The 20,906-nt window shown below is 65.5% G+C and carries 20 protein-coding genes; 6 read left to right on the top strand and 14 right to left on the bottom strand.

Annotated elements, in window-relative coordinates:
- Positions 1-4: 4 nt before the first annotated feature.
- The 5 genes from AC1D1Y_RS02550 to AC1D1Y_RS02530 form a co-directional block, all read right to left on the bottom strand.
- Positions 5-1,021, bottom strand: coding sequence for a Bug family tripartite tricarboxylate transporter substrate binding protein (locus AC1D1Y_RS02550; protein ID WP_477680975.1), 1,017 nt, complete (start codon positions 1,019-1,021; stop codon positions 5-7).
- 18 nt (positions 1,022-1,039) lie between these two features.
- Positions 1,040-2,155, bottom strand: a complete 1,116-nt coding sequence (locus AC1D1Y_RS02545) for an SMP-30/gluconolactonase/LRE family protein (RefSeq protein WP_477680974.1) — start codon at positions 2,153-2,155, stop codon at positions 1,040-1,042.
- A gap of 134 nt (positions 2,156-2,289) precedes the next feature.
- A complete protein-coding gene (locus tag AC1D1Y_RS02540; protein WP_477652640.1) occupies positions 2,290-3,333 on the bottom strand; it encodes a LacI family DNA-binding transcriptional regulator in 1,044 nt (347 codons plus the stop codon).
- A gap of 37 nt (positions 3,334-3,370) precedes the next feature.
- Positions 3,371-3,745: a hypothetical protein gene (locus AC1D1Y_RS02535; protein ID WP_477680973.1), complete on the bottom strand. Its 375-nt coding sequence runs from the start codon at positions 3,743-3,745 to the stop codon at positions 3,371-3,373.
- Between the two features lie 17 nt (positions 3,746-3,762).
- Positions 3,763-4,557, bottom strand: a complete 795-nt coding sequence (locus AC1D1Y_RS02530) for an SDR family oxidoreductase (protein WP_477680972.1) — start codon at positions 4,555-4,557, stop codon at positions 3,763-3,765.
- A gap of 70 nt (positions 4,558-4,627) precedes the next feature.
- On the opposite strand from AC1D1Y_RS02530, the gene AC1D1Y_RS02525 reads away from it, so the two are divergent.
- The 3 genes from AC1D1Y_RS02525 to AC1D1Y_RS02515 are packed head-to-tail and all read left to right on the top strand — an operon-like array spanning position 4,628 to position 7,776.
- The gene (locus AC1D1Y_RS02525; protein ID WP_477680971.1) at positions 4,628-5,194 is read left to right on the top strand and encodes an SH3 domain-containing protein; all 567 of its coding nucleotides are present in this window, start codon (positions 4,628-4,630) and stop codon (positions 5,192-5,194) included.
- 31 nt (positions 5,195-5,225) lie between these two features.
- A complete protein-coding gene (locus AC1D1Y_RS02520; protein WP_477680970.1) occupies positions 5,226-6,272 on the top strand; it encodes a M48 family metalloprotease in 1,047 nt (348 codons plus the stop codon).
- 43 nt (positions 6,273-6,315) lie between these two features.
- Positions 6,316-7,776: a tetratricopeptide repeat protein gene (locus tag AC1D1Y_RS02515; protein ID WP_477680969.1), complete on the top strand. Its 1,461-nt coding sequence runs from the start codon at positions 6,316-6,318 to the stop codon at positions 7,774-7,776.
- 19 nt (positions 7,777-7,795) lie between these two features.
- On the opposite strand, the gene AC1D1Y_RS02510 is transcribed toward AC1D1Y_RS02515, so the two are convergent.
- From AC1D1Y_RS02510 to AC1D1Y_RS02470, 9 genes are all read right to left on the bottom strand, one after another.
- A complete protein-coding gene (locus AC1D1Y_RS02510; protein ID WP_477680968.1) occupies positions 7,796-8,713 on the bottom strand; it encodes a DMT family transporter in 918 nt (305 codons plus the stop codon).
- Between the two features lie 10 nt (positions 8,714-8,723).
- On the bottom strand, positions 8,724-10,334 hold the full coding sequence (locus AC1D1Y_RS02505) for a gamma-glutamyltransferase family protein (protein ID WP_477680967.1): 1,611 nt from the start codon (positions 10,332-10,334) through the stop codon (positions 8,724-8,726).
- A 102-nt stretch (positions 10,335-10,436) separates the two neighbouring features.
- Positions 10,437-11,417 (bottom strand): Bug family tripartite tricarboxylate transporter substrate binding protein, encoded by a 981-nt coding sequence (locus tag AC1D1Y_RS02500; RefSeq protein ID WP_477680966.1) that lies wholly within the window; start codon positions 11,415-11,417, stop codon positions 10,437-10,439.
- A 113-nt stretch (positions 11,418-11,530) separates the two neighbouring features.
- Positions 11,531-13,042: a tripartite tricarboxylate transporter permease gene (locus AC1D1Y_RS02495; protein WP_477680965.1), complete on the bottom strand. Its 1,512-nt coding sequence runs from the start codon at positions 13,040-13,042 to the stop codon at positions 11,531-11,533.
- Positions 13,043-13,055: 13 nt separating this feature from the next.
- The gene (locus AC1D1Y_RS02490) at positions 13,056-13,541 is read right to left on the bottom strand and encodes a tripartite tricarboxylate transporter TctB family protein (RefSeq protein WP_477680964.1); all 486 of its coding nucleotides are present in this window, start codon (positions 13,539-13,541) and stop codon (positions 13,056-13,058) included.
- Between the two features lie 221 nt (positions 13,542-13,762).
- Positions 13,763-15,562 (bottom strand): type IV pilus assembly ATPase TfpB, encoded by a 1,800-nt coding sequence (tfpB, locus tag AC1D1Y_RS02485; protein ID WP_477680963.1) that lies wholly within the window; start codon positions 15,560-15,562, stop codon positions 13,763-13,765.
- A gap of 55 nt (positions 15,563-15,617) precedes the next feature.
- Positions 15,618-16,415 carry a class I SAM-dependent methyltransferase gene (locus AC1D1Y_RS02480; protein WP_477680962.1) on the bottom strand — a complete coding sequence of 266 codons (798 nt, stop codon included), beginning with the start codon at positions 16,413-16,415 and terminating at the stop codon, positions 15,618-15,620.
- Complete coding sequence (locus AC1D1Y_RS02475; RefSeq protein ID WP_477652627.1) at positions 16,415-16,924, bottom strand: DNA-deoxyinosine glycosylase; 510 nt, start codon at positions 16,922-16,924, stop codon at positions 16,415-16,417. The genes AC1D1Y_RS02480 and AC1D1Y_RS02475 overlap by 1 nt, the downstream gene beginning before the upstream one ends.
- Positions 16,921-17,766 (bottom strand): TatD family hydrolase, encoded by an 846-nt coding sequence (locus tag AC1D1Y_RS02470; RefSeq protein WP_477680961.1) that lies wholly within the window; start codon positions 17,764-17,766, stop codon positions 16,921-16,923. Before AC1D1Y_RS02470 ends, AC1D1Y_RS02475 begins: the two co-directional genes overlap by 4 nt.
- A 209-nt stretch (positions 17,767-17,975) precedes the next feature.
- Here AC1D1Y_RS02470 and AC1D1Y_RS02465 point away from each other — a divergent pair, with 209 nt between their 5' ends.
- From AC1D1Y_RS02465 to AC1D1Y_RS02455, 3 genes are all read left to right on the top strand, one after another.
- Positions 17,976-19,052 (top strand): extracellular solute-binding protein, encoded by a 1,077-nt coding sequence (locus tag AC1D1Y_RS02465; protein WP_477680960.1) that lies wholly within the window; start codon positions 17,976-17,978, stop codon positions 19,050-19,052.
- A 21-nt stretch (positions 19,053-19,073) separates the two neighbouring features.
- A complete protein-coding gene (locus AC1D1Y_RS02460) occupies positions 19,074-20,174 on the top strand; it encodes an ABC transporter ATP-binding protein (protein WP_477680959.1) in 1,101 nt (366 codons plus the stop codon).
- A gap of 10 nt (positions 20,175-20,184) precedes the next feature.
- Positions 20,185-20,906, top strand: a 722-nt coding sequence (locus AC1D1Y_RS02455) for an ABC transporter permease (protein ID WP_477680958.1), incomplete at its 3' end; no start/stop codon positions are given.

The raw sequence follows: 20,906 nt of genomic DNA, 5'->3' as shown, positions 1-20,906 counted from the left end.
ACCATTATTCGCCCTTGATTCCGGCGATCTTGATGACCCGCGTCCAGCGGTCCAGCTCCCGTGCCACGAACTGCGTGTATTCGGTACTGCCCTGGGCCGGCACCACAAAACCGTTGGCCTCCATCCGCGCGCGGATGGCGGGGGACTGCATCGCCTTGACGGCGGCGGCTTCTATTTTTTCCACAATGGGCTTGGGCGTGCCTTTGGGGACGGACAGGCCGGACCACGACAAGGCCGAGAAACCGGGGTAACCCGATTCGTGAATGGTGGGCACATCCGGGTACAAGGGATTGCGCGCCAGACTGGTCACAGCCAGGGCCCGGAGCTTGCCCGCCTTGATATGCGGCAGCGCCACGTCCTGGTTGATGAACATGAAGGGGATTTGTCCGCCGAGAAGGTCCGTCAGCATGGGGCCGCCGCCCCGGTAGGGAATGCCCACCATGAACAGGGGCTTGCAGTTTTCTTTTTTCACGCCCGAGCAGGTGCCGGCGGTTTGCTTGAGCAGCTCCATCGCCATGTGGCCGGAGGCCGCGGGGACATAGCCATAGCTCAGTTTTCCAGGATTCGCTTTTCCGTAAGTGATGAGTTCCTGGAACGTGTTGAAGGGCACGGAAGGATGGACCACCAGCACGTTGGGTCCCGAGTGGACTTGCGTGATGTGGATGAAATCCTTGAGGGAGTCGTAGCCGAGCTTGGGGTTGAGGCCGTGCGCCACCGCATTCTGGCCCACACCTGTCTGTACCAGCGTATAGCCGTCGGGCACCGCTTTGGCGCCCTTCTCCGTGCCGATCACCCCGCCCGCGCCGCCGAGGTTCTCCACGATCACGGGCTGCTTCAGGGCTTTGGTCAGCTCTTCCGCAATCATGCGTCCCATCACATCGCTGGTGCCGCCCGCCGGAAACGGAACGATAAGCTTGATCGCCCTCGACGGGTAGTCGGTCTGGGCCTGAACCGGAAGGGCCTGCAGGCCGGAGGCCGCAGCCACGCACGCAAGCACGGCGGAAAATATTTTCTTGGTCATTTCTGCTCCTTGTCGGGGTTAGACGGCTCCGTGCGATTCCACATAAAGCGCATAGAGAGAGTGGCTGCTGGCCATATAGAGGCGGTTTCGCTTCGGGCCACCAAATTCCAGGTTGGCGCAGCGCTCGGGCAGGCGTATGAAACCGATGGGTTTACCAGCGGCATTGAAGACTTTGACACCGTCAAGGTCTTCGGTTTTGGCATTTTGCAGATGCGCTTTCATGCCGCCGCCCACGTCGGTTGCCGTCTGCTGGAACGACCCGTTGTAGCCCCAGCCGCACCAGAGGTTGCCGTCCCGGTCAACGCGGAAACCGTCGAGCGATCCCGGGCCGTCCGCGTCGATCAGCTTGGTCTTGTTGCTGCACGATCCGTCGGCGGCAACGTCGTAGCTCCAGATGCTGCGGTTGGGCGTGCCCCGCCATTCGACGACATAAAGCTTTTTTTCGTCGGGCGAAAACGCCAGCCCGTTCGGGTTGCCCAGGTCGGTGATGACTGCCTGGAGCTTGCCGTCCGCCCCCATACGGAAGACATTGGTAGAGGCCTGCTCGGGCTTGGCGCGTGAGCCTTCCCACTCGCCGTTGATGCCGAATACCGGGTCGGTAAACCAGACGCTGTCGTCGGACTTGACGACGACGTCATTGGGCGCGTTGAGGCGCTTGCCTTCAAAACTATCGGCCAGCACGGTCATGCGGCCATTTTTTTCGGTCCGCACTACCCGGCGCGTCACCGAATGCTCACAGGTAACCAGGCGTCCCTGGCGGTCCCGGGTGTTGCCGTTGGCGTAGTTCACGTTTTCCTTGTGCACGGTAAAGGCGTTGGTGGCCTCGTCGTACTTCATCAAGCGGTTGTTCGGAATATCGCTGACCAGCAGATAGCCCGGCCTTCCGGCGACTTCATTGGGGAAATAGACCGGGCCTTCCGCCCAACGCATGCCGGTGCCCACCTGCTCCAGTGTGCTGCTGTAGATGCGGTATTTGGCGAATGATGGATCCAGGATCAGCACAGCCGGGTCCGGATAGCGCTGATAGGGCTTGAAATCAAACGACTGGGCGAACGCGGAAGCGGCCATCGCCGCCCCGGCACCGGCAGCGGTTTTGAGAAACCCGCGGCGCGCGCGCATAGTGTCCTGATGCATGGTTTGTCTCCTTTTTTATTTGCCGACGGCGAGGTCGACGGCCTGCATTGACAGGAAATCAATTCGCTGGGGCCTCAACCAATTTGTTAGCGCTAACAAATTAATGTTAGAGCAAAGGCCAGCCTTGCGTCAAGTCAGGCGCTGGCTCTTTTTACTATGAGAAACCCTAGGTCTCGCACCCGCGCGCCGACGTCGCGGTTTTCAGCGACGTCGAGGATGAATCGGGCCGCCTGGCGACCTATGGAGGTGCCGTCGATACGCACCGTGCTCAGGGAGGGATGGGTGAAAGCAGCAAACGGAAGGTCACCAAAACCCATGACCGCCACATCACCCGGCACAGACAGGCCCAATGCCTGGGCCTCGGTGATGACGCCGTGGGCAATGACGTCGGAACCACAAAAAACCACATCAATATCAGGATGGCGCGCACGCAGGTCGGCGAAACCGGCTCTGCCGTTGGCCAGCGATGAAGGCGCAGGCACGGTACAGACCGGGATGCCGTGCACGTCCAGCTCGGCCAGCCGCGCCTCAAATCCGGCGCGGCGGCGCATGGCGCGCTGGTCTTCCGCGATGACCACGCCTGGCCGACGGAAGCCCTGGCCGTACAGGTAGTCCGCTACCGCCGCACCGACTTTCTCGTGGGAGAAACCCACGATCATGTCGATGGGCGTGGGCGTGATGTCCCAGGTCTCGACGACGGGAATGCCCGAGGCCAGGAGGCGGCGGCGCCCTTCCGGCGAATGCATGATGCCGGTCAGCACGATGCCGTCGGGCCGCCGGCCGACGATGGCGTCTATCAGCGCATCCTCGCGCGCGCCGCTGTAGCCGCTCTGGCCCAGAATCAACTGGCAGCCGGCCTCGGCCAGCGCGTCGGTCAGCGCCTGTATGGTTTCCAGGAACACCGGGCCGGCGATGGTGGGCACCAACGCCGCCACCAGCCTGCTACGGTTGGAAGCCAGGCCGCCGGCCACCAGGTTGGGCACATAGCCGCTGCGCGAAATCGCGCTGCGCACGCGCTCCAGGGTTGCGGGTGAAACGGCCGCCGGCGTGTTGAGCGCGCGCGACACCGTGATGGCCGACACGCCGGCCAGGCTGGCCACGTCGCTGAGGGTGATGCCGCCGGTTCCGGGGCGCGGGGCGCGCTTGGCCTTGCGCAGCATCTCTGTGGGTGACTTCATGCCCGGATGTTAACGCTAACTTGAGCGTCGCCGGCGTTCAATCCAGGTCCAGGCCGAAGTGCCGCCTGAAGGCATCGCAAAATTCCGCGGTCCCGCTGAGGGACAAGGTGAGCGTATGCCGCGGCTTGCCGGGCGTGCCGGCTTCCACCTTGAGGCGATGCGCCGCCTCGTCATAAAGCAAGGCCTCGGGCGCCGTCAGCTCCTGCATGCCGTGCAGGTCGTAGTCCCAGTCAAAACCGTCCTCGAGCGGGCCGCGCCGCCCGGCAAATTCCGCCTGGGCCCAGGCCAGCACCTGCACCACTTCGGCATGCACGGCTGGTACTTGGTCCGGCCAGGTGGAAGCCATGGCCTCCAGCGTGCCTGTTCCGTCGCTGCCTTCCGCGTAATCGAAGTGGAGGTAGTCCAGGCTCAAGGGCGCGCGCTCAATGCTCAGTAAGTGCCCGGATAGGCCCCGCCGTCGGCCAGCACGTTCTGCCCCGTCATGTAGGCGGCATGCGTGCTGCACAGGAAGGCGCAGATGGCGCCGAACTCTTCGGGCGTGCCGAAGCGCTGGGCCGGGATGTTCTTGCGGCGCGCGTCCATGATGGCTTCCAGCGGCTGGCCGGTTTTTTGCGCCGCGCCGTTCATGGTGCCGCGCAGGCGGTCGGTGTCGAAAGCGCCCGGCAGCAGGTTGTTGATGGTCACGCCTTGCGCCGCGAGCTTGGTGCGCGCCACGCCGGCCACGAAGCCGGTCAGGCCGCTGCGTGCGCCGTTGGACAGGCCCAGGATGTCGATGGGCGACTTGACCGAACTGGAGGTGATGTTGACGATGCGCCCGAAGCCGCGCGCCGCCATGCCATCGACCGTGGCCTTGATGAGTTCGATCGGGGTCAGCATGTTGGCGTCCACCGCCTTGAGCCAGGCGTCGCGGTCCCAGTCGCGGAAGTCGCCGGGCGGCGGGCCGCCGGCATTGGTCACCACGATGTCGAAGTCCTTGCGCAGCGCGAACACCGCGGCGCGGCCTTCGGGTGTGGTGATGTCGGCGGCGACGTACTGGACGCCGGCGCCTGCGGGTTTGCCCTTGTCCGCCTTCAGTTTTTCAGCCGCGGCCTTCAGCGTTTCCTCGCCGCGCGCGACGATCAGCACATTGACGCCTTCGCGCACCAGCGCCTCGGCGCAACCCAGGCCCAAACCTTTGCTGGCGCCGCAGACCAGCGCCCATTTGCCTGCAATACCCAAATCCATAATAATTCCTCATTACAACCACGGGGGAGATCGGCTCATGATACTGAGTAAATACAAAACACAGGCGGGGATGGTTATCGCTCCGCTGCTCACATCACTGCTGGTTTTCAGCGCCGCGGCACAGGCCCAGGAAGCCGTACTGATCAAGCGCGAGGCGCAACTGCGCGACGCGCCCGGCGACGCGGCCCGCAGCCTCGCACCGCTTCCCGTGCAGACCGCCGTGACGCGCCTGGGCGAGCGCCAGGGCGCCTGGATCAAGGTGCGCACGGCCGACGGCACCAGCGGCTGGGTCCACATGTTCGACATCACCTCCGCCAGTGCGCCTTCGGGTGGCGCCGCCGGCGGCGCGCTGCGCAGCCTCTCGAGCTTTTTCAACAAGGGCAGCGCGCAAGCGCCTTCGAGCACCGTCTCCACCTCCACCGTCGGCATACGCGGCCTGGGCGCCGAGGACCTGGCCAACGCACAGCCGAATATGGCGGCCGTGGCGCAGGCGGATGCCAACCGCGCGAACGCCGCGCAGGCCCGGCAGTTCGCCGGCGGCGCCTCGCTGAACAGCCGGCAGGTCGAAGCCCTGCCCACACCCGCCCCGCCGGCCCCCGCGCCCGGCAGCGCACCGGCAGAGCAGTACGGCCGTTAAGCCGCCACAAGAGACAACAAGAGGCCACGCCATGAACCTTCATCACCTCCCCCAACCCGCACGCCATGCGGCCTGTGCCCTGGCCCTGCTGGCCGGCCTGCTCCCGCTCGGCGCCCACGCCCAGGATGCCGGCAAGGCACTGGGCGGCCTGTTCCAGTCGCTGATTCGCCCCAACCAGCCCGCGCAGCCGGCGCAGGCGCAACCCAATTCGGCTGCCGGCCTGGCCGGCGCGCTGCTGGGCGCCAGCCTCACGCCGGGCGGGCAGCAGGCGGCCCAGGGCGGCGACCTGTTCAAGCTGCTGTCGCAGTCACTGGACCAGATCGACGAACCGCGCGAAATCCAGATCGGCCAGCAACTGGCCGCCGTGCTGCTGGGCAGCAAGCCGCTTTACCCCGACGTCGCCATGCAGCGCTACCTCAACCAGCTGGGCCGCTGGATCAGCCTGCAGTCCTCGCGCCCCGACCTGCCCTGGACCTTCGCCATCCTCGACGATCCCGGCTTCAATGCTTTCGCCACGCCGGGCGGTTATGTCTTCGTCACCAAAGGACTGATGGACCGCGTCGCCGACGAGGGCGAGCTGGCCGGCATCCTGGCCCATGAAATCACCCACGTCACGGCCAAGCACCACTTGATCGCGCTGAACAAGAGCGCGCGCGCCGGCCTGCTGACCCAGGTCATCGGTTCGCAGCTCAAGAACGACCTGGGCGGCATGGTGTCCGCGCAACTGCTGGCACTGGGCCGCAACATGTACACCAAGGGCCTGGACCAGCAGGACGAATTCGACGCCGACCGCACCGGCGTGGCCCTGGCCACGCGTGCCGGCTTCGACCCCTACGGCCTGGTGGGGGTGCTGCAGCAGCTTCGCACCGCCGCGCCCGACGACGCGCTGTTCGCCCTGTCGCTGAGCACGCACCCGCCCGCACAAACCCGCTTGAACCAGCTCGAGCAAGCCATGGGCACACGCCTGGACGCGTATGCCGGGCAGCCTGCCGTCACCGTGGCGCAGCGCCTGGGCGCCGCGAACCGCCGGCCTACGGCGCAGGCGCCGGCAGCAGGGAAAGCACCCGCCAAAAAATAGGCCGACAATCCGGCTCTGATTCACGGGCAGGACAAAGGGCGGTATGGGATTCTGGAGCCGGCTGGGTAAGCTGGGTAAGCAACAAAAGGCGGAAGAACGGAGCGCTGCGGATCAACAGCCGCCGCCTCCCGTCGGCGCGGCCGGTTCCGCCGAGCTGAAAAAACAGGGCAACGCACTGCTGGCCAGGGGCGATCTGCAGGGGGCCGGCTTGCGCTATCGCGCCGCCACCCTGGCGGACCCGCATGACGCTGCCGCCTTCGTCAACCTGGGTTACGTCCTTTGCGAACAGCAGGACTTCCGCGAAGCGCAGCTTGCGCTCGAACAGGCGCTGGTTCTCGACCCGTCCCAGTTCGACGCTCATTTCATGCTGGCGACCCTGGCGCAAGACCAGGGCGACATGGCCCTGGCGGCCTCCCACCTTCGGGAGGTCCTGCGCCTTCGGCCCGACTTCGACTTCATGACACAGGCGTCCTACGAAGGCCAGTACGACAAAACGGTTGAGCGCTACAAGGCCATCCTGGAAATAGACCCCCACAATGCCCCGGCGCACTGGGGCCTGGGTTTCGCCAGCCTGCTGCTGGGTGACTATGAACGGGGCTGGACGGAATGGGAGTGGCGCTCCAGGGTGAGCCACGGCGCCTACGACCGCCACTTTGCCCAGCCGCTGTGGCTCGGGGCCGAACCGGTCGCCGGAAAAACCGTCCTGCTCCATTTCGAATACGGTTACGGCGACACCCTGCAGTTCTGCCGGTACGCGGCCGATGTCGCCGCGCTGGGCGCGCGCGTGGTCATGCAGGTGCAGCGCGGGCTTGGCGACCTGCTCTCGGGCCTGGCCCCAGGCGTGCTCATCGTCGAAGAGGGCGAGCCGCTGCCGGCGTTTGATCTCCACTGCCCCTTGATGAGCCTTCCGCTGGCGCTCGGTCTCCACACCCGCGAAATCATGACAGCGCCCGGCCCCTACCTGCGGGCCGCACCCGCGCGTGTCGAACACTGGCGCAAGCGGATGGACTCCCCCGCCATGCCGGCCCCGCGCATAGGCCTCGTCTGCTCCGGCAATCCCGCGCACAGGCGCGACCAGCAACGCTCCATTCCCATGGGCCACTTTTTGCACGCCCTGCCGGACGGCATGAAAGCGGTATGCCTTCAGCCCGATTTACGCGAAACCGACGCGGCGGCACTCGAGGCCGATGGCCGCGTCAGCTTCCCGGGCCGGGAACTGGCCGATTTCGCGGACACCGCCGCACTCATCTCCACGCTGGACCTGGTCATCAGCGTCGACACCAGCACCGCGCACCTGGCCGGAGCCCTGGGCAAACCGGTCTGGATCCTGCTGCCCCATGCGCCGGACTGGCGCTGGCTGCTCCAGCGCGAGGACAGCCCCTGGTATCCAGGCGCGCGACTGTTCAGGCAGGAACAAGCCGATGACTGGAGCGCTCCCCTGGACAGGGTCAGGCAAGCGTTGAGCCAGATGCAGATGCACGAGCACTCCACGACGCCACAGTAAGGGCCCGGGCTATCCCCGGCTATCTAGTTCTGGTGAAGACAAAGATGCCGGCGATGACCAGCACAGTCCCAGCCGCTACCCAGGCAGTGAACGGCTCACCGAGGATCAGCACGCCCATCAGGATGGTGGACATGGGCCCCACCATGCCGGTCTGCGCGGCCATGCCGGCGCCTATGCGTTCGATGGCCATCATCACCATCAGCACCGGCACCGCAGTGCACAGCGTGGCATTGAGCAGCGACAGCCAGATCACCTCGGGCGCGACGGCGGCCGCACTCAGCGGCCGCAGCAACACGAACTGCAGCAGGCAGCACAGGCAGGCCACCGTCGTCGCCAGCCCCACCAGGCGCAGCGCGCCCAGGCGCCTGACCATCTCGCCGCTGTAGACCAGGTAGAGCGCGTAGCTCACCGCGCTCAGGAACACCAGCAGCGCGCCCCAGGCCGCGTCCGAGCCTTGCAGCGTGATCTCGTGGCCGAACACCAGCACCACGCCGCAGTAGCTGATGGCCATGCCGATGATTTGCGGCGCCTTGACGCGGCGCTTGTACATCACCAGGCCCAGCAGCAACACCAGCGTCGGGTTCAGGTACAGGATCAGGCGTTCGAGCGAGGCGCTGATGAAGGCCAGCCCCGCGAAGTCCAGGAAGCTCGCCAGGTAATAACCCGTGAAGCCCAGCCACAGCACACCCAGCCAGTCCTTGCGCGTCAGCGGCGCCTTGCCGCGGCTGGCCCACCAGGCCATCAGCGCGAAGATCGGCAGCGCGAACAGCATGCGGTACATGATCAGCGTGACCGCGTCCACGCCGTAGCGGTAGGCCAGCTTGACGATGATGGCCTTGCCGCTGAAGGCGATGGCGCCGAAGGTCGCCAGCAGCAGGCCGGGCGCGAGGCTTTTGGGGGCGGCCGCAGGTGTGGGAGCGTCGGGTGGAGAGCTCAAAATCGCCCGCTTAAAAACCCACGGCCTGGCCGTCGCGCCGCGCATCGCTGGCCGCCACGTAGCCTTCGGCCTGGGGATTGCCGGCACGCCAGATGAACTGGCCCGCGCCGAAATCCTGGTAGGAATCGTTGATGACTTCCACGCGGTGGCCGCGCTCGGCCAGGCCCTGCACGGTGCGCGCGTCCATCGCGGCCTCGACGTTGATCTCCATGCCGGCGTTGTAGCGCCAGCGCGGCGCGTCGCAGGCGGCCTGCGGGTTCTGGCCGTAGTCCAGCATGCGCACCAGGGTCTGCATATGGCCCTGCGGCTGCATGTTGGCGCCCATCACGCCGTAGCTCATCACAGGCTGGCCGTCCTTGCTCAGGAAAGCCGGGATGATGGTGTGGAAGGGGCGCTTGCCCGGCGCGACCTGGTTGGCGCCCGGCTGCAGGCTGAAGCCGTGGCCGCGGTTCTGCAGGCTGATGCCGAATTCCGGCTCCACGCAGCCCGAGCCGAAGCCCATGTAGTTGCTCTGGATGAAGCTCACCATCATGCCGTTCTCGTCGGCCGCCGTGAGGTAAATCGTGCCGCCCTTGACGGGGTTGCCCGCGCCAAAGTCCTGTGCCTTTTTCATGTCTATGAGTTTGGCACGGGATGCGAGGTAGGCGTCATCGAGCATTTGCTCGGCCGTCACCGCCATTGACGAAGGCTCGGCCACGTATTTGTAAGTGTCGGCAAAGGCCAGCTTCATGGCCTCGATCTGCAAATGCTGGGAATCCACGCCGTCCACCGGCAGGCCCGCCACGTCGAACTTGTCCAGGATGCCCAGCGCGATCAGCGCGGCGATGCCCTGGCCGTTGGGCGGGATCTCGTGCAGGGTGTAGCCGCGGTAGTCCTTGCCTATGGGCTTGACCCATTCCGGCTTGTAGCTCGCAAAATCTTTGGCCGTGATGCTGCCGCCGTTCTGCGCGGAGAACTTTTCAATCGCGCTTGCAATGGCGCCGCCGTAGTAAGCGCTGCCTTTGGTTTCGGCGATGGCACGCAAGGCCTTGGCGGCTGCCTTGAACTGGAACAGCTCACCGACATTCGGCGCCCGGCCCCAGGGCAGGAAGGACTGCGCGAAGCCTGGCAGCGACTTCAACTCATCCGTAGCGGCCGCCCACTTCTGCTGCACCACAGTCGGCAGCAGGTAGCCGCGTTCGGCGATCTCGATGGCCGGCTCCATGAGGTCGGCAAAGGGCAGCTTGCCGAAACGCTCACTCAGCGCCGTCCAGCTCGCGACCGCGCCCGGCACGGTGACCGAATCCATGCCGCGCTTGGGCGGCGTGGATGCATCCGCGCCGCACTTGCGGCTGAAGTAATCCGGCGTCCAGCTCTGCGGCGCGCGGCCCGAGGCGTTGAGGCCGTGCAGCTCCTTGCCGTCCCACAGCAGGCAGAAGGCGTCGCTGCCCAGCCCGTTGCTCACGGGCTCGACGATGGTCATGGCGGCTGCGGCCGCGATGGCCGCGTCCACCGCGTTGCCACCCTTGAGCAGCATGCGCAGGCCGGCCTGCGCGCCCAGCGGGTGCGAGGTCGACACGACGTTGCGCGCGAACAGCGGCAGGCGGGTGGAGGTGTAGGGGTTGCTGTAATTGAAGTTCATGATGGGATGACCTGGTGAGGGCAAACAAAGAGCGGCCGCACGCCGCCAGCCTGAAAGCGAAGACGCACCGGCCGGGGGTCGGGCCTGGCGCGCGCAAAGGCATCAATCAGCCGTGATTTTCCGCTCGGCGATGATTTTTTTCCACTTGGCGGTATCCGCCTTGACCATGGCCGCGAAGGCCGCCGGGCTGCCGCCCGTGGGCTCCGCGCCCAGCCGGGCGAAGCGGTCCTTCACGTCGGCTTCGGCCAGCGCAGCGTTGACGGCCTGGTTGACCTTGGCCGCCAGCTCCTGCGGCAGGCCCTTGGGGCCGTACACGCCGAACCAGGTGACCGACTCGAAGCCCGGCAGGGTTTCCGACACCGTCGGCATGTCGGGCGCGAGCGAGGTGCGCTTGAGCGTGGTGACCGCCAGCGCCCGCAGCTTGCCGTCCCGGACATGCGGCATACCGGTGACAAAAGAATCGAACAGCACGTCGACCTTGCCGCTGATCAGGTCCGGCATGGCCAGCGCAGTGCCGCGGTAGGGAATGTGCAGGATGAAGGTGCCCGACTGGGCCTTGAAATACTCGCTCGTCAGGTGGACGATGGTGCCGTTGCCGCTGGAGGCGTAGTTCAGGCGTCCCGGGTTCTTGCGCGCGTGGTCTATGAACTCCTTCATGTTTTTGGACGGCGAGGAATTGGGCACCAGCACCACGTTGGGCGAACTCGCCACATAGGCGATGGGCGTGAAGTCGGTGTCGGCGTTGTAGGGGATTTTCGGGTTGATGGCCGGGCCTATGCTGTGCGTGCTCGAGGTCGCCAGCAACAGTGTGTAGCCGTCGGCCGGCGACTTGGAGGCCGCATCGGCGCCTATGGTGCCGCCCGCGCCCGGCCGGTTGTCGACCACCACCGTCTGGCCGATTTTTTCGCCCAGCTTTTGCGACAACGCGCGCGCCAGGATGTCGGTCGCGCCACCGGCCGGGAAAGGCACGATCATGCGGATGGGTTTGGAGGGATAGGCTTGGGCCATGGCGGGCCCGCTGAACGCCGTGGCCAGAACCGAGCTAAAAGCCGCCGCGAGCTGAATGATATGTTTACGTTTCATTCAGCGATTGTGCAACGGTTTTGAAGGCCGATTACGCTGCGAACAGGCAAAACAAAAGGCACCCGAAGGTGCCTTTTGCATGGACGGAGCCGGAGCTCCGAAAGGGTTCGCGATCACTCCTCGACGAAGGCTTCCTCGCGCTTGTTCTTGACCGAGGGCAGCAGCACGATGATCAGCAGCAGCAGGGCGGCGCCCAGCAGGCCGGCCGACAGCGGACGCGTGACGAACACGCTCCAGTCGCCGCGCGACAGCAGCAGGGCTCGGCGCAGGTTTTCTTCCATCATCGGGCCCAGGATGAAGCCCAGCAGCAAGGGCGCGGGTTCGCAGCCCAGCTTGACGAACAGGTAGCCAATCACACCGAAGATGCCGACCATCCAGATATCGAAGGTGTTGTTGTTGGTCGAATACACGCCGATCGCGCAGAACAGCACGATGGCCGGGAACAGGTAGCGATAGGGCACGGTCAGCAGCTTGATCCACATGCCGATCAGCGGCAGGTTCAGGATGATCAGCATCGCGTTGCCGATCCACATCGAGGCGATCAGGCCCCAGAACAGYTCGGGGTTGCTGGTCATGACCTGCGGGCCGGGCTGGATGTTGTGGATCGTCATGGCGCCCACCATCAGGGCCATCACGGCATTCGGCGGGATGCCCAGCGTCAGCAGCGGGATGAAAGAGGTCTGCGCGCCGGCATTGTTGGCCGACTCGGGCGCGGCCACGCCGCGGATGTTGCCCTGGCCGAAAGCCACTTCGCCCGGCTTCATCTTGATCTTCTTTTCCAGCGCATAGGCCGCGAAGGCCGCCAGCAGGGCGCCGCCGCCCGGCAAAATGCCCAGCGCCGAGCCCAGGAAGGTGCCGCGCAGCACGGCGGGCAGCATGTTCTTGAAATCTTCCTTGGTCGGGAACAGGCCCGAAACCTTGGCCGTGAACACTTCGCGTTCGTGCTCGGGCTGCGCCAGGTTGCTGATGATTTCACCGTAGCCRAACACRCCCATGGCGATGGTCACAAAGCCGATGCCGTCGGTCAGTTCGGGAATGTCGAAGGAAAAGCGCGCGACGCCCGAGTTCACGTCGGTGCCGACCAGGCCCAGCAGCAGGCCCATCACGATCATGGCGATGGCCTTGAGCAGCGAGCCCGAAGCCAGCACCACGGCGCCGATCAGGCCCAGCACCATCAGTGCGAAGTATTCGGCGGGGCCGAACTTGAAGGCCAGTTCGGTCAGCGGCGGCGCGAAAGCGGCCAGGATCAGCGTACCCACGCAACCGGCGAAGAAGGAGCCCAGGCCGGCCGCGGCCAGCGCCGGGCCCGCTCGTCCTTTTCGCGCCATCTGGTAGCCGTCAATACAGGTGACCACCGACGAGGATTCTCCCGGCAGGTTCACCAGGATGGCGGTGGTGGAGCCGCCGTACTGGGCGCCGTAGTAAATACCGGCCAGCATGATCAGCGCCGACACGGGCGGCAGCGCATAGGTGGCAGGCAGCAGCATGGCGATGGTGGCGACCGGGCCGATGCCGGGCAGCACGCCGATCAGCGTACCCAGCAGGCAGCCGATAAAGGCATACACCAGGTTGATGGGCGTGAAGGCCACGCCAAAACCCAGCGAGAGATTTGCAATCAGATCCATTTTTTATATCTCCTTAGCCGATGAAGAAAGGCCACACCGGGAACTGCAGCTTGAGCAGGACGACAAAGGCGAGATAACTGCCGATGGCCAACACGGTCGCAAGGATGAGGGTGTTTTTGAACTTCCAGCCGTCTTCGGCCATGCTGGAAATAAAGGTGAGCGCGTAGATGGCGACGATCATGCCCATGGGGGGCAGCTTGATGCTGGGCAGGCCGCCCAGCAGGACGCCGAAAATCAGGTTGGCCAGGATGATGAAGGCCAGGGGCTTCCATGCCCACTTGCCGATCTTGTCGCCGCCCACGGTTTCCACGACCAGCGCCTTGAAGGTGATGCCGGCGCCCAGGATGGCCATCAGCACGCCCAGCATCAGCGGGAAATAGCCGGGGCCCATGCGGGCGCCTTCGCCCACGTTGTAGGTGGTAGCCCCCCATGCGAACGCCACGCCGACGCCCATGAACATGAGGCCGGAGAAAAAGTCTTTCTGACTCTTGATATTCACGGCTGTCTCCTCAATACATAAAAGAAAGAATCGGTGGATTGTGCATTCAATCCCCCAAGGCCGACATGTGGCTTTCACTTACCTTTCATCAATCTTTCACTTACCCCTCACTTACATGAAGGCAGGGTGCCCTGAAAGAGTGCTGAAAATCCGTGAAAACCCGCAGTCCAGGACCTGTTTACGGCCAGAACAGGCACCGTATTGAGGCCCTGAACAGGCTCTCAAGACAAAGGCGGGGTGGATGCGAGTATTTCTTCGATGGTTGTCAGTCCCTCTGCCACCTTCAGCGCGCCCGCCAGCCGAAGCGGGCGCATGCCTTCGCTGACCGCCTGGCGGCGCAGCGCGTCGATGTTCGGCTCCTTGGAGACCTTTTCCTTGAAGCCTTCGGTGACCGTCAGCAATTCATAGAGGCCCATGCGGCCCCGGAAACCCGTCATGCGGCAGTCTACGCAGCCCACCGGTTTGTAGGGCCGGTAGCCGCCGCTGATCTGCCAGGGCTTGACCAGTTCGGCCAGGGTTTCGCGCGCGGCGCTCTCGTCGGGTTCGCGGCAGCTGGGGCACAGGGTGCGCACCAGCCGCTGGGCCAGCACGCCCAGCATGGTGGCGTTGATCAGGTAAGAAGGAACGCCGAGCTCCATCATGCGCGAGACCGCCGACGGCGCGTCGTTGGTGTGCAGCGTGCTGAACACCAGGTGGCCGGTGAGCGCCGCCTGCACCGCCATCTCGGCGGTCTGCAGGTCGCGGATCTCGCCCACCATGATGATGTCCGGGTCCTGCCGCATCAGCGCGCGCAGGCCTTCGGGGAAATCGAAATCCAGGTGCGCCTGCACTTGCGTCTGGTTGAAGGAGGCCTCGATCATCTCGATCGGGTCCTCGATGGTGCTGACGTTGACCTCTTCGGTCGCCAGGCGCTTGAGCGTGGAATACAGCGTGGTGGTCTTGCCCGAGCCGGTCGGCCCGGTGACCAGGATGATGCCGTGCGGCCGCTTCACCAGGCTTTCCCAGCGGTCGGCGTCGTGCTGCGAAAAACCCAGCGCGTCGAGGTTCTTCACCGTGGTGTCCGGGTCGAAAATCCGCATCACCATTTTTTCGCCGAAGGCCGTGGGCAGCGTCGACAGGCGCATTTCGATCTCGTCGCCGCGCGGGTTGCGCGTCTTGATGCGGCCGTCCTGCGGGCGGCGCTTTTCCACCACGTCCATGCGGCCCAGCAGCTTGATGCGCGCCGTCATCGCGTTGTGCACGCCCATGGGCAGCTGGTAGACCGGGTGCAGCACGCCGTCGATGCGAAAACGGATCACGCCCTGCTCGCGGCGCGGCTCCAGGTGGATGTCGCTGGCGCGCTGGTCGAAGGCGTACTGCCAGAGCCAGTCCACCACCTGCACCACGCCCTGGTCGTTGGCGTCCAGCTGCTTGTTGCTCTTGTTGAGCTCCACCAGCTGCTCGAAACTCGCCGAGCCCGACGCGCTGCCCGATTTGACCGCCGCCTTGACCGATTTGGCCAGCGCGAAAAACTCGGCCGTGAACTTGGTGATCTCCTGCGGGCTGGCCACCACCAGGCGCACGCTGCGCTTGGCCTGGCGCTCCACTTCCTGCACCCAGTCGGTGATGAAGGGTTCGGAGGTGGCGATCACCACCTCGCTGGGCGTCACCTGCACCGGCAGCACCTTGTGGCGCTCGGCATACATGGCCGACATGGTGTCGGCCACCTTGCCCACGTCCACCTTGAGCGGGTCTATGCGCAGGTAGGCCAGGCCGGCCCGGCCCGCCAGCCACTGCGACATGGTCTCGATGTCCAGCGGCTTGCCGTCGGCCAGCCGTGTCATGCCGACGCTGGCCAGCCGCATCAGCGGCGGCTGCGCGCTCTGCACTTGCGAGCAGCGCGCGATGGTGCGTTGCGCTTCGGCGGCGCTGATCACGCCGTCGTCGCCCAGCCACTCCACCAGGATGCGCCAGTCCAGGGGACCGGCGTGGCCCTTTTTCGCATGCTCCCGATGGGGCTTGGTATGGGTCACTGCGTTCATGGGTGGCACTGTACCCCATCCACCGCGGCTTTCGCCACCCTGCCCGGCATCAGCATCAGGCCACCGGTTTGAACAGCCGCAGCCACTTTTTGGCCGGCAGGTCCCAGCGCGACTCGATCACGCCGGCCTGCAGCAGCAGCGCGGCGCGCTCGGGCCGCGTGGGCTCGCGCTGCGCCAGCACCACGGTGTTGCCTTCGCGCGTCGGCGTGAAGGCCCACACCGCTTCGGGGCCGAAGGCTTCGGCGATCTTGGTCAGCGACTGCAGGTAGCTGGAATCGCGGCCGAAGAGGTTTACCGTCATCACGCCGTCCTCGGCCAGCAGCGCGCGGCAGTCGGCGTAGAAATCGGCGCTGTCCAGCACCGGCGCCGCCGCCTCGTGGTCGTAAAGATCCACGTGCAGCAGGTCCACCGTTCCATGATGGGCCGGCTTCTTGATTTCAGCGGCGGCATCGGCCTCGATCACATGCAGCCGCAGGTCGTCGCGCGGCAGCTTGAACCAGACCCGGCAGGCCGTCACCACCTGCGGGTTGATCTCGACGGCCGTCACCTTCATGCGCAGCTTTTTGTAGCAGAACTTGGTCAGCGCGGCCGAGCCCAGGCCCAGCTGCATGGCGTGTTTTTTGGGCATGGCCGCGGCGTCCATGAACAGCAGGCCCGCCATCATGCGCTGCACATACTCGAGCTCGATGTCGTAGGGCGCGTCGCGCAGCATGGAGCCCTGCACCCATTCGGTGCCCAGGTGCAGAAAGCGCACGTCGCCGTAGTCCGAAAAATTGACCTCGGGTAACTCCAGTTCCGCGCTCACTTTGGCCACCTGTTTGGCCATTTCTTTGGCCGTATCTTTTCTTTGCATCAAACCAGTCCGTGTTTTTCAAATACTTCCCGCCAGGCCGCGAGTTTGCGCTCAAAACTCCAGGAGGCGTTCGCCGGGCTGGTCGAGGGTAACTTGTAGACCGGCAAGCCCAGCGCCAGTGTGTGCTTTGAATGCTTGAAGCTTTCGCCGCCGTTGTGGGCGATCGCTTCCAGCGCCGGGCACAGCCGGCGCAGGCTCGCCAGGTCGTTCACTTCCGCGTTGCGGATCGCGCTGTCCAGGCTGCCCTCGCGCTCGCAGGCCGCGTACACGTCCCACAAGCCCAGGCCTTTGGACAGCAGCCATTCGCGGCGGACCTTATAGCCATCGGGCCCCGCATCCGAAGGGCCGGGCGGCCAGAGCGCCTTGAGGATTTTCCAGAAATGGTTTTGCGGGTGGCCGTAGTACTGCTGCGCCGCCAGCGAGGCCGCACCCGGAAAGCTGCCCAGGATGAGCAGGCGCGTATTGCTGGAGACCAGCGGCGCCAGGCCTTCCAGAGGCACCGCCTTCATGCGAGCAGCGCCCCAAGCTTGGGCAGGGCGTGCCGCGCATTGGCCGTGGTCGCGGCCGCCAGCGCGTCCACGCTGATGCCGCGCAGTTCCGCCACCTGCTGCGCGATGCGCGGCAGCTCGCCCGGCTCGTTGCGGCCTTGCGGCTTGCCGGCCTCGCGCTCGGCCGCCGTCGTATAGATCCAGTGCGGCGGGATGTCGGGCGAATCGGTTTCCATCACCAGCGCCTCCAGCGGCAGCTCGCTCGCCAGGCGCCTGAGCTGCAGTGCCGGCTCGAAGGTCACGGCGCCGCCGAAACCTAGCTTGAAACCCAGCTTGAGGAACTCCTCCGCCTGCTGCGCGCTGCCGTTGAACGCATGGCCTATGCCGTGCCAGCCGCCTTCGGGCGCCAGATCGCGCAGGTGCTTGAGCAGCTTGTCGGCCGAGCGCCGCACATGCAGGATCACCGGCAGGCCGTGCTTGCGCGCCAGCTTGAGCTGCTCACGGTAAAAGTGCTCCTGGCGCTCGCGCTGGGGGCTTTGCGTGAGCGCCGGCACGAAGTAGTCCAGGCCGATTTCACCGACCGCCACCAGCCGCGGGTCCTCACGCCTGAGCGCGAGTTCCGCGTCCAGCGCCTGCAGGTCCTCATCACGCGCCTGCGGTACGCACAGCGGGTGTATGCCCAATGCATAGCTGTCCGAGAAGCGGTGCGCCAGCAGCCGCACCGCCTCGAAGTTGAACACACCCACCGCCGGCAGCACGCAGTGCGCCACGCCGTTTGCGGCGGCCCGCGCGCGCACCTCGGCAACGTCGGCGGCCAGTTCCCCGGCGTCCAGGTGGCAATGGGTGTCTATCCAGAAAGTCATGCGCTACGTAGAGGATAAGTAGATGGTGGAAGAAAAAACAACAACGTCGGACTAGTCGCCAAAGATGTTGACACAGAAATGAAATCGGGACACCCTATGCTTTTTTCAGGCGGAACACCCCTTCATGGGTTCCGGTTTTCGCCCCGGTTTCTTTTCAGCTGATCTCCCTACGTCAACCCGTCCAACTCGACATAACAAAGGAAAGCCAAATGAAATTATCCCGCCTGATGAGCCAGATTCTCGGCGCCGGCCTTGTTGCCTCCAGCCTCGCCGGCACCGCCTGGGCGCAAGACCAGAAGTTGCGGCTGATCACCTGGGCCGACTATGTGCCTGCCGACGTGGTGGCGCAGTTCAAGAAGGAAACCGGCATCGACGTCGAGCTGACGCTCTCGAACAACGAGGAAATGATCTCCAAGCTGCGCGCCACCGGCGGCGCCGGCTTCGACCTGGCCCAGCCCTCGCAGGACCGCATCACCGGCCCGCAGCAGGAGTTCGGCATCTACAAGCCCATGGACCTCAGCAAGATCAAGTCCGATCTCTTCATCCCCTCCATGCTGGATGCCACCAAAAAGAACACCACGCTGGACGGCAAGGTCTACGGCCTGCCGCACATCTGGGGCACCGACGGCCTGGTCGTCAACACCAAGCTGGCCAAGATGGCCGACTACCCCGACCTCTGCAAGGCCGAGTTCAAGGGCAAGACCGCCGTGCGCCTGAAGCGCCCCACCCTGCTGGCCTTCGCCTTCGCTTCCGGCAAGGACCCCTTCGCGCTGTACAAGGACCCGAAAGCCTACGGCGCGCTGATGGACGAAGTCGGCAAGACCATGATTGCCTGCAAGGGCAACATCAAGTTCTACTGGGACAACAAGGACCAGTTGCTCAACGGCATGCGCGCCGGCGAAGTCGTGGGCGCCATGATGTGGGACACCGGCGGCTGGAAGCTCAATGGCGAGAAACCCGAAATCCAGTTCATCGCGCCCAAGTCCGGCGCCCTCGGCTGGATAGACACCTTCGCCATCCCCGCCAAAGGCCGCAACGATGCCGCCGCCTATGCCTGGATCAACTTCAACATGCGCCCTGAAATCGCCGCCAAGGTCGCGGGCTCGGCCGGCAACTTCACCGCCTCCAAGGGCGCCGACCAGCTGGCCGACCCCAAGCTCAAGGCCCAGTTCGCCGCCAGCTTCCCTGAAGCCGCGCTGAAAAACGTCAAGTGGTATCCCGCAGTGCCCGCCGGCATCGAGGACATCGAAGGCCGCGTGCTCGACCGCATCAAGGCAGCGCAGTAAACCGCCACCTCCGCGCCCACGGTGCACGCAGACCTGCAAGCCGAGCACGTCGGTRAAACCTACGCCGGCCAGCCCGCCGTGAAGGATTTGTCCTTCACGGTGGAGCGCGGCAGCTTCTTCTCCATCCTCGGCCCCTCGGGCTGCGGCAAGACCACGCTGCTGCGCATGATCGCCGGCTTTCTGTCGCCCGACGCGGGCCAGATCCACATCGGCGGCAAGCCCATGAACGGCGTGCCGCCCAACCAGCGGCCCGTCAACATGGTGTTCCAGCACCTGGCGCTGTTTCCCATGATGTCCGTCGGCGAAAACGTCGGCTACGGCCTGGCGCGGCGCGGCCTCTCGCGCACCGACATCGCTACCAAGGTCGGCGCCATGCTGGAGCGCGTGAGCCTGCCCGGCATGCAGGACAAGCGCGTCGACCAGCTCTCGGGCGGGCAGCGCCAGCGCGTGGCCATCGCGCGCAGCCTGGTGCTCGAGCCCACGCTGCTGCTGCTCGACGAGCCGCTGGGCGCGCTCGACCTCAAGCTGCGCGAGCACATGAAGGTCGAGCTCAAGCAGCTGCAGGCCGCCTTCGGCACCACCTTTGTTTACATCACGCACGACCAGTCCGAGGCCCTGGTGCTGTCCGACCACGTCGCGGTGATGAACGCCGGCAGCTTCGAGCAGGTCGGCACGCCGCAGCAGCTGTATTACCAGCCGCAAACCCCGTTCGTCGCCGGCTTTGTGGGCGCCAACAACAAGCTGGCCGCCAGCACCGGCGCCGCCGGCGCGGAGGCCGGCAGCGTGGTCAAGCTCACCACCGGCGACGGCCTGGCCCTGCGTGCCCGCGCCGCCGGCCGGCTGCAGCCCGAGCAGGCGGTGCAGGCCTTTGTGCGGCCCGAGGCCATCAACCTGGCGCGCGACGCGACCGAGCTGCCGGCCAACCACACGGTCTACGCCGGCCAGGTCGAAAGCCTGTTGTTCGACGGCGCCAACTCCGCCGTGCTGCTGCGCGAGACCGCCAGCCGCACCGAGTTCCGCATCGCGCTGCCGCAGACCGGGCGCTTCGCCGACCTGCGCATCGGCGAGACAGTCGCCTTCAGCTTCGACCCCGAGCAGGCTGTCTGCTTCGGCAATACCTGAGGCCGCAGCCATGCAAGCCGCGGCCGTCCTGCCCTCCACCGGTGGTTCGGGTTCGGGCCCCTCGCAGGCCAGGCTGATCCTGTTGCTGCTGCTGGCGCCGGCCCTGGTCTGGCTAATCGGCCTGATCGTGCTGCCGCACATAGACCTCGCCGTGCTGTCGCTGCGTGAGCGCGTCGCACCGCGCCAGTACGCGCCCAGCTTTGCGCAGTACCGCACCTTTGTCGAGGAACCGCTGTACTGGCACACCTTTGTGCGCACGGCGCTGATGTCCATCCTGGCCACCGGCATCACGCTGCTGCTGGCCTTCCCGATTGCGTGGACCATCGCCAAGCTGGTGCGCGGCCGCGCCAAGTCGCTGCTGCTGGTGATGTGCCTGATCCCCTTCTGGGTCAGCGAAACCGTGCGCACCCTGGGCTGGATGATTTTGCTGCGCGAATCCGGCGTGCTGCCCGCCGTGCTGGTGCAGCTGGGCATCACCGGCGCGCCCGTCGAGCTGCTCTACCGCGACGCCACCATCCTGGTCGGTCTGGTCTACACCTCCATGCTCTTCATGGTCGTGCCGCTGATCAGCGCGCTCGAAAGCCTGGACGACACGCTCATTGAAGCCGCCTACGACCTGGGCGGCAACGGCCCGTCCATACTGCGCCAGATCRTCATCCCGCATGCCGCGCCCGGCATCCTGGCCGGCTGCATCGTGGTCTTCATGCTGACCCTGGGCAACTACCTCACGCC

The sequence above is a fragment of the Polaromonas sp. P1_G1 genome (assembly GCF_056405595.1).
This window is presented reverse-complemented; position numbering and strand designations above follow the sequence as displayed.